11 protein-coding genes are annotated in these 12,385 nt (G+C 64.4%); 5 read left to right on the top strand and 6 right to left on the bottom strand.

From position 1 onward, the window contains the following. Complete coding sequence (locus NFG57_RS14355; RefSeq protein ID WP_231498675.1) at positions 1–870, bottom strand: TatD family hydrolase; 870 nt, start codon at positions 868–870, stop codon at positions 1–3. Between the two features lie 200 nt (positions 871–1,070). On the opposite strand from NFG57_RS14355, the gene NFG57_RS14350 reads away from it, so the two are divergent. Beyond that, positions 1,071–3,014, top strand: a complete 1,944-nt coding sequence (locus tag NFG57_RS14350; RefSeq protein WP_108133209.1) for an ATP-binding cassette domain-containing protein — start codon at positions 1,071–1,073, stop codon at positions 3,012–3,014. A gap of 191 nt (positions 3,015–3,205) precedes the next feature. On the opposite strand, the gene NFG57_RS14345 is transcribed toward NFG57_RS14350, so the two are convergent. After that, entirely contained in the window at positions 3,206–3,652 is a 447-nt protein-coding gene (locus NFG57_RS14345) for a universal stress protein (RefSeq protein WP_045992968.1), read from the bottom strand. 111 nt (positions 3,653–3,763) lie between these two features. Here NFG57_RS14345 and NFG57_RS14340 point away from each other — a divergent pair, with 111 nt between their 5' ends. After that, complete coding sequence (locus NFG57_RS14340) at positions 3,764–4,294, top strand: hypothetical protein (RefSeq protein ID WP_045992967.1); 531 nt, start codon at positions 3,764–3,766, stop codon at positions 4,292–4,294. A gap of 145 nt (positions 4,295–4,439) precedes the next feature. Here the strand turns inward: NFG57_RS14340 and slyA are convergent, their stop codons facing one another. Then, positions 4,440–4,886, bottom strand: coding sequence for a transcriptional regulator SlyA (slyA, locus tag NFG57_RS14335; protein WP_045992966.1), 447 nt, complete (start codon positions 4,884–4,886; stop codon positions 4,440–4,442). Between the two features lie 148 nt (positions 4,887–5,034). Continuing rightward, a complete protein-coding gene (locus NFG57_RS14330) occupies positions 5,035–6,426 on the bottom strand; it encodes a DUF5924 family protein (protein ID WP_124804201.1) in 1,392 nt (463 codons plus the stop codon). A gap of 232 nt (positions 6,427–6,658) precedes the next feature. Here NFG57_RS14330 and fadB point away from each other — a divergent pair, with 232 nt between their 5' ends. Both fadB and fadA read left to right on the top strand, forming a co-directional pair. Next, positions 6,659–8,818 (top strand): fatty acid oxidation complex subunit alpha FadB, encoded by a 2,160-nt coding sequence (gene fadB, locus NFG57_RS14325; RefSeq protein ID WP_124804199.1) that lies wholly within the window; start codon positions 6,659–6,661, stop codon positions 8,816–8,818. Positions 8,819–8,841: 23 nt separating this feature from the next. Continuing rightward, a complete protein-coding gene (gene fadA, locus NFG57_RS14320; protein ID WP_045992964.1) occupies positions 8,842–10,020 on the top strand; it encodes an acetyl-CoA C-acyltransferase FadA in 1,179 nt (392 codons plus the stop codon). 97 nt (positions 10,021–10,117) lie between these two features. Here the strand turns inward: fadA and NFG57_RS14315 are convergent, their stop codons facing one another. Both NFG57_RS14315 and NFG57_RS14310 read right to left on the bottom strand, forming a co-directional pair. Then, a complete protein-coding gene (locus NFG57_RS14315; protein WP_348814592.1) occupies positions 10,118–10,648 on the bottom strand; it encodes a hypothetical protein in 531 nt (176 codons plus the stop codon). 474 nt (positions 10,649–11,122) lie between these two features. After that, the gene (locus NFG57_RS14310; RefSeq protein WP_124804193.1) at positions 11,123–11,584 is read right to left on the bottom strand and encodes a flavodoxin family protein; all 462 of its coding nucleotides are present in this window, start codon (positions 11,582–11,584) and stop codon (positions 11,123–11,125) included. A 257-nt stretch (positions 11,585–11,841) separates the two neighbouring features. On the opposite strand from NFG57_RS14310, the gene NFG57_RS14305 reads away from it, so the two are divergent. Further along, on the top strand, positions 11,842–12,321 hold the full coding sequence (locus NFG57_RS14305; RefSeq protein ID WP_124804191.1) for a YbhB/YbcL family Raf kinase inhibitor-like protein: 480 nt from the start codon (positions 11,842–11,844) through the stop codon (positions 12,319–12,321). The last annotated feature ends 64 nt before the right edge of the window (positions 12,322–12,385 follow it).

Genomic DNA, 12,385 nt, shown 5'->3' with positions numbered 1-12,385 from the left:
TCAGGACTCCTTGATATCGAAGAAGGCGCGGGCCGTCGCGGTGCTGCTGGCGGCAAGCTCAGCTTCGCTTTCGCCGCGCCAGTGGGCGATCTCTCGCACGATCCAGGGCAGCAGCGCCGGCTCGTGGCGGCGGCCCTTGAGCTTGGCCGGCAGATTACGCGGCAACAGGTAGGGACAGTCGGTCTCCACCATCAGTCGATTGGCGGCGATATCGCCCACCAGATCACGTAGATGATGGCCCCTGCGCTCGTCGCAGATCCAGCCGGTCAGGCCGATGTGCAGGTCAAGATCCAGGTAGCCGTGGAGCGTCTCGCGATCCGCGGTGAAGCAATGTATCACCGCCCGTGAAATATCATCTCGCCAGGCGCCGAGGATGTCACGCATTCGGGCACCGGCGTCGCGCTCGTGCAGGAACAATGGCAGCCCTGACTCGGCAGCCAGGGCGAGTTGCGCCTCGAAGGCGCGTTCCTGTTCGGCCGGGGTCGAGAAGTTGCGATTGAAGTCGAGGCCACATTCTCCCACCGCGACCACTTGGGGCTTTTGGTGTAGCTCGGCCATGGCGGCTTCGAGCTCCGGACCCCATTCGCTGGCCTGGTGCGGGTGAATGCCGGCGGTGGCGTAAAGGCCTTCGTGGGCCTGGCACAGGGCCACCGCCTGTTCGGCATGCTCACGATCGGTACCGGTGAGAATCAGCGTCTCGACGCCGGCCGCGCGGGCACGGGCGAGGGTGGCATCGATATCGTGGGTAAAGCTCTCGTGGGTCAGGTTGGCGCCGATGTCGACCAGAGGGGCAGGCGAGTGAAAGCGCAGCGGCTCCGGCAGCGGGTTCGGCAGCGTCTCGTCTGGGGCAGGCTTGTCTGGGACGGACAACGCGGTCTCCTTGGGGCGGCTATATCGATGGAGGCGCATTGTACCTGTGTGCCGGCGGCACAACCACGTGGTGCGGTGCTCGAGGTGGCCGTGTCGCTGATCGCGTGGTCTCTGATTTTGACTCTCAGGTGGGATCGGTCATGCCAGCAGGAGGGGGGCATGAGGTACACTGTCGCGATGATCAAGCGAAGAGGTGAAGCGTGACCCTGCTACGATTGGAGCAGTTGCAACTGGCCTATGGCCACCATGTGTTGCTCGACGGTGCCGACCTGGTGCTCGAGCGGGGAGAGCGGCTGGCGCTGGTGGGCCGCAATGGCACCGGCAAGTCCACGCTGCTGAGACTGGTGGCGGGCGAGAATCAGGCCGACAGCGGCACCATCTGGCGCGCCCCAGGGCTCAAGATCGGGGTGCTCGAGCAGGACCTGCCGGAGGCCAGCGGCGAGACCATCTTTGATGTGGTGGCCCAGGGCCTGCCCGAGGCCGGCGATCTGCTGTCCGAGTATCACCATCTGGTGCAGTCCGAGGATCCGGACATGAACCGCATGGCGACGCTGCAGACGCGGCTGGAGGCCATCGACGGCTGGTCGTTCCACCAGCGGATCGATGTGGTGCTGACCCGCCTGGGGCTGCCCGAAGACGCCGAGATGTCGTCGCTGTCGGGCGGCTGGCGCCGGCGGGTGGCGCTGGCTCGGGCGCTGGTCGCCGAACCTGATCTGCTGCTGCTCGATGAGCCGACCAACCACCTGGACCTGGACACCATCGCCTGGCTCGAGGAACAGCTTGCCGCCTTTGCCGGCGCGGTGCTGTTCATCACCCACGACCGCGCCTTTCTGTCGCGTCTGGCCACCGGGATCCTCGAGCTGGATCGTGGCAAGCTCGGGCGCTATCCCGGTGACTACGCCACCTACCAGGCCCAGAAGCAGCACGAGCTTGAGGTCGAGGCCCGGGAGAACGCCGAGTTCGACAAGAAACTGGCCCAGGAAGAAGCCTGGATTCGTCAGGGGATCAAGGCCCGACGTACGCGCAACGAAGGACGGGTGAGGGCGCTCGAGCAGTTGCGCCGCGAACGCAGCCAGCGGCGCGAGCGCCAGGGCAATGCTTCGCTGACGGTAGATACCGGCGAACGCAGCGGCAAGCGGGTGGTGGAGCTGTCTCACGTCACCCAGCACTTCGAGGATGCGACGGTCATCCGTGACCTGAATATCGAGATTCAGCGTGGGGATCGTATCGGTCTGATCGGGCGCAATGGCGCCGGCAAGACCACCCTGTTGAAGATCCTGCTGGGCGAACTCGAGCCGAGCGAAGGCACGGTGCGGCTGGGGACCAAGCTACAGGTCGCCTACTTCGACCAGCTCCGGGCCGGGCTTGAGCCTGAGCGCACCGTCTACGACAACGTGGCCCAGGGCAGTGATCGGGTCACGGTGGGTGGCAAGGACCGCCACGTGATGAGCTACCTGCAGGACTTTCTGTTCTCGCCGGAGCGTGCGCGTCAGCCGGTCAAGGCACTGTCCGGGGGCGAGTCCAACCGCCTGCTGCTGGCCAAGCTGTTCACCCAGCCGGCCAACGTGCTGGTGCTCGATGAGCCGACCAACGACCTGGACGTCGAGACCCTGGAGCTGCTCGAGGAATTGTTGCTCAACTTCGACGGCACCCTGTTGCTGGTATCACACGACCGCGCCTTCATGGACAACGTGGTGACAAGCGTGCTGGCCTTCGAAGGCAGGGGGCAGGTACGCGAGTACGTCGGTGGCTACAGCGACTGGGTCCGCCAGGGCGGCAAGTTGCCGCCGGCGCCCTGGGAGGGTGCGGCGCGCCAGCGGGTGGAGCCGACCGCGGATGACGCGGCACCGGCGCCGGCATCCAGCAAGACGGATACGGCGGACACGGCCGCAGCGCCAGCCAAGGCCAAGCCGGTCAAGCTATCCTACAAGCTGCAGCGGGAGCTCGATGGCCTTCCGGCGGAGATCGAACGGCTGGAGTCTGAGGTGGCCGAGCTCGAGGCGGAGGCGGGCAAGCCCGACTTCTACCAGCAGCCATCCGGTGTGGTCACCGAGCGTCTGGCGTTGCTGCAGGAGACTCAGGAACGCCTCGACGCGGTCATGGAGCGCTGGATGGAACTCGAGGCCATGGCCGCCGGCGAGTAGACACGGACGCGCTCTGGCCCCTTTGCGTGGTACCGAGGAGTCGCTCGATAGGCGCCTTGCGAAAGGTGTCTTGCGGAAAAAGCTCGCCCGTCCACCGCTTGGGTGGACGGGCGAGGGCAAGCTCCCGGGAATGAACGGGGCAGTGGGCGCGATCCGGTTACCGCGAGGTGCGATCCGGTCAACCGCTGGGGTTACTCTTCGCTTTCCTTGCCGACGCGCACGGCCAGTACGTCGCACTGAGCACCATGGAGCACGCCGGTGGAGGTGGAGCCGAGCAGCAGGGCGAAGCCATGACGGCCGTGGGAGCCGACCACAATCAGGTCGACGTCGTGCTCATCGGCGAAGCGATGGATCTCGGTATCGGGCATGCCGACGACCACGTGCTGGTCGTCTCGCGCCACGTGGGCATCGGCGATCTCGGCCAGGCGCTGCTTGGCATGGTCGTCCAACTGGTCCTGGATGCTGGTCAGGTCCATGGGGATGTCGCCCCCGTAGGCAAAGCCGAGGGGCTCCAGCGTATGCATGATCGACAGCTTCGCGTGGTTGCGATCGGCGATCTGCAGGGCGCGTTCGAGGATCTTGTGGGAGTCCTTGGTGAGGTCCACGGCCACCAGCACATGACGATATTCATTGCTCACGGGACTACGCCTCCAGCGGCGGTCGGTTGAGAAAAGGTCTGTGCTTCCACTCTAGGCCGCCAGTCCCGTCAAAACAATGCTGATGATCAACGATTTTTCTGAGGAAACCGTATGTTGTGGCTGCTGATCCTGGGGGTGGTAGGAATGGTCTTCGCCCCGGCCATGTGGCTGCGGCCCACCGCCCGAGAGCGTCGTCAGGGGTCGCTGCGCCAGGTGGCGATCGAGGCGGGGGCCAGCGTCAAGCTGGAGACGCCACCGCTGCACGGCGAGACCGACAAGATGGCGGCCTATCGCTGGGTCTATCCGAGTCAGCGGCCTGGCCCACGTTTTGTGCTGGTACGCACAGAACGTGCCAGCGAGGCGCTCAAGTCGTTCGACTACGACAATGGCTGGCGCTGGCGGATTCAGCCGCTGGAGCCGTTGCCATCGGTGATCAATGCGCGACTGTCGCGTCTGCTGACCCAGTTGCCCGAGGACGCCTGCGTGGTCGAATCCAGCGACAAGGCCTTGACGCTGTGGTGGGAAGAGTCGCTGGAGGCCGACGCCTTCGGCAGCCTGGCGGCGCCAGCGACGGCGCTACGCGACGCCCTGCAGGGACGTCCGGATCGTCCCGCCGCCAATTTGCCGAACTCGCCGCCCTGATATTGGCGGCTCGACAATGGACGATGGCGATCGACCACTCAGGATCGAACAGGGCTGCGGCATGCTGGGTATCCGGCCCAGGTGTCAGGGCGGGCCTTGAAGGCGATCTCGGCGAGGCTCTTGCTGGACTCGTCGGGCTCAGGTGTCAGCGCTGGCAATCGTCCGGCGTCAGCAAGGCCTGACCGTTGGCCTCGATGCGGCTGAGCATGTCGCTGAGTCTTTCCTGTTCCTGCTCGTCCAGCCCCTTGAGCATCTCTTCCCTGGCCTGTTGCACGATGGCATCGATCTTCTCGAGCAGAGGCGTCGCCTGCTTGGTCAGGTGCACGCGTTTGGTGCGGCGATCCTGGTCACAGGGACAGCGCTCGACCAGGCCCTGCTCGCAAAGCTGATCCAGCGTCCTGACCAGCGACGGCGCCTCGACGCCGATGGCCCGCGCCAGGTCGCACTGGGGCTGCCCGTCCGGCATGCGCCACAGGTGATAGAGCGTCACCCACCGCGTCTGGGTCAGTCCCAACGGTGCGAGGCGCTGATCGAGCACCGCACGCCAGATGCGTGGTGCCCGAGACAGTTGAAATCCGATGTTCTCGTTCATAGTGATCAAGATCGCAAGGCTGCAAATGATTTGATTGTCCGAACGCAGCGGCGGTAATGCAAGCCAACTCCCTCCTTTGCTTCGAAACTGCGCCTATTCTTCACTCTTCGGGGGTACAGCCGCTCCCTGGCTGTCGCTTGTTCGCGACTCACGACTCACGCCCTGTCTCACCGTTGTCGTGTTCCCCTTCATCGTCTGCTTGCGACGCTTGCTCCTCCTTGCCCTCGCGATCACCTTTCTGTTCAGCCGGCTGCTCGCCTGCCGAATCGCTCTCCCTCGTCTCGCCGCTTTGTCCCGTGTCATCTTTCGGCTCACCCGCATCCTCTTCAGCAGGGGCTGGCTCCTCGTGATTCGGCGGCTCTTGCTGGCGTGCCTTGTCGGATGCCATGTCCGGTGTCTCCTGCTGTCCCTCGGGACGGGCGGTCAACCAGCGCAGCCTGAGGCCGGGAATGCCCGCCTGGGTATCGATGCTGGCGTCGGCGGTGGTCGCCGCCCCAGGGTCTTCGGCAACCTCGAAGCGCAGTACGCCGATACGTTGGCCGCCGGCGGTCATCACATCGATGCGCCAGCTGCCGCTGCTGGCCTCGGGGAAGTTCTGCTTGCGGGTCCAGGCGCGATAGCCCTCGGCGCGTCCGCCGTAGATATTCAGCGCGATGCGGTCGACGAGTTCTCCCTCGTGGCGCCACTCGTGTACCACCTCTTCCTTCAAGCCGCGTGGCGCATGGATTGCGGTGTAGGCATAGAGCCCTCGGGACGACAGCGCCTCCGGTGTCAGCGCCATGGAGCCCTGCGGCGTGCGTGCGGCCTCGTCGAAGGCCGGCGACAGGGCGCTGCCGGACAACCACAGGGTCGCCGGCGGCACCCACACCCGGCCCAGCCAGGCGACCCCGGCCAATAGCGGTAGCAGCGCGAACATCGCCAGCCAGCGGGCGGGACTCATGGGGCGCAGCAGATGCAACAGACTCGGCAGGCTGAATACCACCATGGCCACGGCGGCCGCCAGCATGCTCTGACCGGTACTCAGGTGCAGTACCAGTGGCAGGGTCACCAGCACCACCAGGAACACGCACTGGGCGTGGAACACAAAGTAGAGCCAGCGCTTGCGTTCGGCCAGTCGGTAGTAGAGCGGATCAACGATGGACAGCACCGCCATGCCAAGCATGAACAGGGTGAACAGCGCCTGACCGCTGCTCCACACCGTGGTGGCGACCAGAAAGGGCAAGGCGAAGAACAGCGTCTCCTGGTGGATCATCTGGGCGATGAAGGTGGTGACGCCACGGGGCAGGGCAGGATAGCCGCGGCGCACCATCAGACGTCCGATCAGACTCTCCGACAGCAGCAGGGTCCAGGCCAGCAACATGCCCCCGGCCAGCAGCACGCCGAGCCACTGCTGGCGCTCGACCAGAAAGAAGCTGGCGACGCCGGCAGCAAAGGCCAGCGGTGGCCACAGCCAGTGCCAGGGCCGCAGACGCGCTACCCAGGTCTCGATGAATCGCTGCGTCGCGTTGAGGGTGGTGCGCTGAGGGGGCGAGGAGGGCATGGCGTGGTCCGCGGCGGCTGGGAGGAGCATGCTATCAGTATGCTTAAACGCTGGCGAAGCGCCGCTGCATGCTTCAACGCCTCGCAAGCCCTCTAAGGTATTGGTAGGGGTTGACGGAAGTGAATCTTTGCAACAAGCTGGCGAAATCAAACGGGCGTATGAATGTCGCCTGGCCCTTCGATTGTCGGGCCCTTTCCGGATGACACGGCATGACTTCAGTGGAGATGCGTGGATGATCTATCAAGGCAATGCCATTTCGGTGGCTCGCAATGGCGACGATATCGCCACTCTGACCTTCGACTTGAAGGATGAATCGGTCAACAAGCTCTCTGGCGCGGTGATCAAGGAGCTGGGCGAAGCGCTGGACGCGGTACGCGGCGAGAGCGGCGTCAAGGGCCTGATGCTGAAAAGTGCCAAGGACGCCTTCATCGTCGGTGCCGACATCACCGAGTTTCACGCCATGTTCGGCAAGGACGAGGCGGAGATCCAGGGTATGCTCGAGCAGGTCCACGGCATCTTCAATGGCCTCGAGGACCTGCCCTTCCCGACGGTCAGCGCGATCAACGGTCTGGCCCTCGGTGGCGGCTGTGAGGTGGTGCTGTCCACCGACTTCCGCGTGATGACGCCTGACGCCAAGATCGGCCTGCCCGAGACCAAGCTCGGTATCGTCCCCGGCTGGGGCGGCTGCGTGCGTCTGCCCAGGGTGATCGGCGCCGACAACGCCATCGAGTGGATCGCCGGCGGCACCGAGAACCGTGCCGACGCCTGCCTCAAGGTCGGCGCCGTGGATGCGGTGGTGCCCGCCGATGACCTCGAGGCAGCGGCGCTCGACATGCTGGCGCGAGCCAACGCCGGCGAACTCGACTTCAAGGCCCGGCGCGAGGAAAAGAACAGCGCGCTGAACCTCAATCCGGTCGAGCAGATGATGGTGTTCGAGACCTCCAAGGGATATGTCGCCGGCAAGGCCGGGCCGCACTATCCGGCGCCGGTGGAAGCGATCAAGGTGATCCAGAAGGGCGCCGGTGAAGGTCGTGCGCGGGCCCAGGCGATCGAAGCCAAGGCCTTCTGCAAGATGGCCAAGACCGACGTCTGCTACAACCTGGTCGGGCTGTTCCTCAACGACCAGGTGGTCAAGAAGAAGGGCGGCAAGTACGCCAGCAAGGCGCAACCGGTGCGCCAGGCGGCGGTGCTCGGTGCCGGCATCATGGGCGGCGGAATCGCCTACCAGAGCGCCTCCAAGGGCACCCCGATCCTGATGAAGGATATCAAGGAAGACGCCATCGAGCTGGGCCTCAAGGAGGCGCGCAAGCTGTTCGGCAAGCAGGCCTCCCGCGGCAAGCTGTCCGTCGAAGGCGTGGCCGAGAAGCTCGCCAACATTCGTCCGACGCTGTCCTACGGTGATTTCGACAATGTCGACCTGGTGGTCGAGGCGGTGGTCGAGAACCCCAAGGTCAAGGGTGCGGTGCTCAGCGAGGTCGAGCAGCAGGTAGGCGATAACACCATCCTGGCGTCCAACACCTCGACCATCTCGATCACCCGGCTGGCCGAGAACCTGAAGCGTCCCGAGAACTTCTGCGGCATGCACTTCTTCAACCCGGTGCACCGCATGCCGCTGGTCGAGGTCATCCGTGGCGAGAAGACCAGCGACGCAGCCGTGGCCGCCACCGTGGCCTACGCCAAGGCCATGGGCAAGACGCCGATCGTGGTCAACGACTGCCCGGGCTTCCTGGTCAATCGCGTGCTGTTCCCCTATTTCGGTGGTTTCAGCCTGCTGGTCGAGAAGGGTGCCGACTACCAGCGCGTCGACAAGGTGATGGAGAAGTTCGGCTGGCCGATGGGCCCGGCCTATCTGCTCGACGTGGTCGGCATGGATACCGCGGTGCACGCCAATGCGGTGATGGCCGAGGGCTTCCCCGACCGCATGGCGCGTGACGCCAAGACCGCCATTCAGGTGATGTTCGACAACGATCGCCTGGGGCAGAAGAACGCCAAGGGCTTCTACGCCTACGAAGAGGATCGCAAGGGCAAGCCCAGGAAGGTCAGCGACGAGGCCGCCATCGAGCTGGTCAAGCAGGTGGTCAGCGAGAACCGAGAGTTCTCCGACGAAGAGATCATCGCGCGGATGATGGTGCCGCTGTGCATGGAGACCGTGCGCTGTCTCGAAGATGACATCGTCGGCACCCCGGCCGAGGCCGACATGGCGCTGATCTACGGCATCGGCTTCCCTCCCTTCCGAGGTGGTGCACTGCGCTATATCGATGCCATGGGCGTGGCCGAATTCGTCGCCCTGGCCGACAGCCTGGCCGAGGAGCTCGGGCCGCTTTATGCGCCCACCGATGGCCTGCGTGAGATGGCCAACAGTGGCAAGACCTTCTACGCCGACGCCAAGTGACCCCACCAGACAGGAGAAGACAGATGAGCTTGAACCCGAGAGATGTGGTGGTGGTCGATGGTGCCCGTACCGCCATGGCCAAGGCCAAGAACGGTGGCTTCCGCCACGTGCGTGCCGAGAACCTGTCGGCGGCGGTGATGAATGCGCTGCTCGAGCGCAACGCCGCCGTTGATCCCGGCGAGGTGGATGACGTCATCTGGGGCTGCGTCAACCAGACCCTGGAGCAGGGCTTCAACGTCGCACGCAACGCCCAGATCATGACCGCCATGCCGCGCAGCGTGCCGGCCCAGACGGTCAACCGCCTGTGTGGCTCGTCGATGAGCGCACTGCACATCGCCACCGCCAACATCAAGGCCGGCATGGGTGACGTCTACCTGGTCGGTGGCGTCGAGCATATGGAGCACATCCCGCTGACCCACGGCATCGACGTCAACCCCAGCGCCAGCAAGCACGCCGCCAAGGCAGCGATGATGATGGGCATGACCGCCGAATTGCTGGGCAAGCTGCACAGCATCTCCCGCGAGCAGCAGGACAGCTTCGGCGTACGCTCCCATCAGCGTGCCTACGAGGCCCAGCAGAGCGGCGCCTTTGACCGCGAGATCATCGGTGTGGAAGGCCATGACGCCGACGGCCGCCGGATTCTGGTCAAGCGTGACGAGGTGATTCGTCCCGAGGCCAGCCTGGACAGCATGGCGGGCCTCAAGCCGGTGTTCGATCCGCGTGGCGGTACCGTCACCGCCGGCACCTCCTCGGCACTGTCGGTGGGCGCAAGTGGCATGCTGGTGATGAGCTACGAACGCGCCCAGGCCCTTGGTCTTTCGCCGATTGCTCGGGTGCTTTCCACCGGAGTGTCCGGCTGCGACGCCTCGATCATGGGCTATGGCCCGGTACCGGCGTCCCAGAAGGCGCTCAAGGCGGCGGGACTGAGCATCGATGACATCGACACGGTGGAGCTCAACGAAGCCTTTGCCGCCCAGGCGTTGCCGGTACTCAAGGACCTGGGGCTGCTCGACGTGATGGACGAGAAGGTCAACCTGCACGGCGGCGCCATCGCCCTGGGTCACCCGCTGGGCTGCTCCGGCACCCGTATCAGCAACAGCCTGCTGAACGTGATGCGGCGCCAGGACACCCGCCTGGGTCTCGCCACCATGTGTATCGGCATGGGGCAGGGCGTGGCGACCGTGTTCGAACGCCTCGACTGAACTCTTGCCGCCTTCGGGCGGAGCAGAGCGGAAAACGCCGGCACTGTCTGACAGTGCCGGCGTTGTTGCGAGAGTGCAGTGTACACGCGCAAGTCATTCAACCGCTTGATGCTGCCGTGGCCATCATCTGATCGTGGCAGATGCGCACCATGGCGCCTCCTCGTCCCAGTGGCACGATCTGACCGACGTTGTCCGGCGGGTTCTGCTGGTCCGATGGTTCGACCACTTCCTCGAGTTCCACCCTGTAGCAATGTCCGGCGAGGTGGGTCGACACGAACCGATGACCCTCGGGCATCTCGGCGGAGGCCGGGAGGAGCCGGCGTACACGATCCAAGACCTCCTCTGACAATACCTCATCCTGCTTTTTGACCAACATCCAGCCAAGCTGCGTCACGATCCCCGCGACGGTAGCGATGGGGCCCGGGTAGAGCTGCCAGAACTGGGTGAAGGTGGGGCCGCGGGCGATCGATACGCTGACGTACTCGGGGCCGAACATGATGATGAGAACAGCGATGATCAAGACAATCAGCGACACCGCAATGACTAGATAGCCAAAGACAGTATCACCGGTGTAGGAGGGACCTTCGAATTCGATCGGTAGGTCCTCCAGCGTCTGCTGTGCATCCATGCGCATCTCCTGTGGCTCCGTTGGCCGGAGCCGTTGTACTTCCCTGTAGACCCCGACCTCGCCGTGATTTACCGCATCCCTTGAACGGACGAGTATCGAGTGAGTGACGCACAGTCCGGGCGACATCAGGCATCTTGCCAAAGGCCCATCTGTACGTTGGTGAGAGTGTCTCCAGAGGGACCGTGGCCTGGCAATGCCGAGGCTTTATGCGACCTATCTAATACGCTATTGGCGATTTGATGGTGCATAGTTGTGAGGTCTTGGCGACATCTCCGTTCGCTGCGGCAAGCAAGGGGGCGGCGAGTCGATCGCGACGTCAGGCCTATTCGAACGTCTCCTCCGGCAGAGCATAGCGCCAAGGCGCTGACCAGACGGCGGCTCGGTAGCGGGGCTTCTCGGCTCTGGGTGGTGATACACGCTACCTGAACTAGCGCTGCTTCTGGAGATGGAAGCTTCATGCTTCCCGCCCGCGGATTACACGATCCCCGCATCAAGTCCCGCCGCCAGGGTCATGGCGAGCTCCTCCACCTGGTCGGTGAAGTCATCCTGCCATTCACCCCGCAGCACCAGTGGCGTCTGGACCCATTTCCAGCGCAGACCGGTGACGATGCCTTCCACCGCCCGCTGCGTGCCGGTGCCGTCGTGACCCGCGCGGATGTACAGTACGCAGGGCAACCCCTGGGTGTGTTCCAGCACGGGGTAGTAGCTACGATCGAAGAAGTCCTTGAGGGCACCGCTCATGTAGCCGAGGTTCTCGGTGGTGCCAAGCAGGATGGCGTCGGCTTTCCTGACATCCTCGGGGCCAGCATCAAGCGGCGCCAGTACCTGGACGTCCACGCCGTCGATGTCCGGATGGCGGGCGCCACGCTCGGCCGCTTCCCTTAGTGCCAGGGTGTTGGGCGAGGGTGCATGGGCGACGATCAGCAGACGTTTCATGCGGGGCTCCGGCAAGGCTGGTGCGAGGATGGTGGCTAGAGCGGCGAGCGACGGTTCGGTGCGTCGATCTTCCGGCTGCCCCCTTGAAGCCATGGGGGATCATCATCATGTCAAAGACATGCGGGTTTGACAGCCCGGGGCGACTCGTCAAGGCTGGACATGGCTGCCGCGGTGAAATATCGCCTAGCGGTTGCATGAACATCACGCAGACGCCCTTTGCAGATTGTGAACCATTTCGATCCAGGGAGGATATCACCATGCCCTTTGCGCTTTCTTCGCTAAGAGTGACCAGCACCGCCTTCGACAATGATGGCGCCATCCCCGCACGGCACTCCCAGGAGGCAGAAGATCTGTCTCCGGCGCTGGCCTGGGACGGCCTGCCCGAGGGTACCAAGTCGGTGGCGGTCATCTGTCACGACCCCGACGCGCCGCTGGTCCAGAAGGGATGCTACGGCTTTGTTCACTGGCTGCTCTACAACCTGCCGGCGTCCCTCTCCTCGCTGGAGGAGGCCACCGATGAAGGCACCCGAGGAATCAACGACGCCGGCAACCTCGGTTTCAATGGTCCGATGCCGCCGGAAGGGCATGGCGTGCACCGCTACTACTTCTGGGTACTGGCGCTGGACACCGAGACGAACCTGCCGGAGGGCCTCGGCATGAATGAACTGCTGTCCGAGGTCGAGCCGCACCTGCTCGGCATGAATCGGCTGGTGGGGAGCTATCAGCGCGACGCCTGAGGCGCCTCGGCCACCATCAGAACATGACGTACTGAAGCCCGTTTTTAACGGGCTTCTCGTTCAA

This window comes from Halomonas sp. H10-59 (genome assembly GCF_040070555.1).
Lineage (GTDB): Bacteria > Pseudomonadota > Gammaproteobacteria > Pseudomonadales > Halomonadaceae > Halomonas > Halomonas litopenaei.
This window is presented reverse-complemented; position numbering and strand designations above follow the sequence as displayed.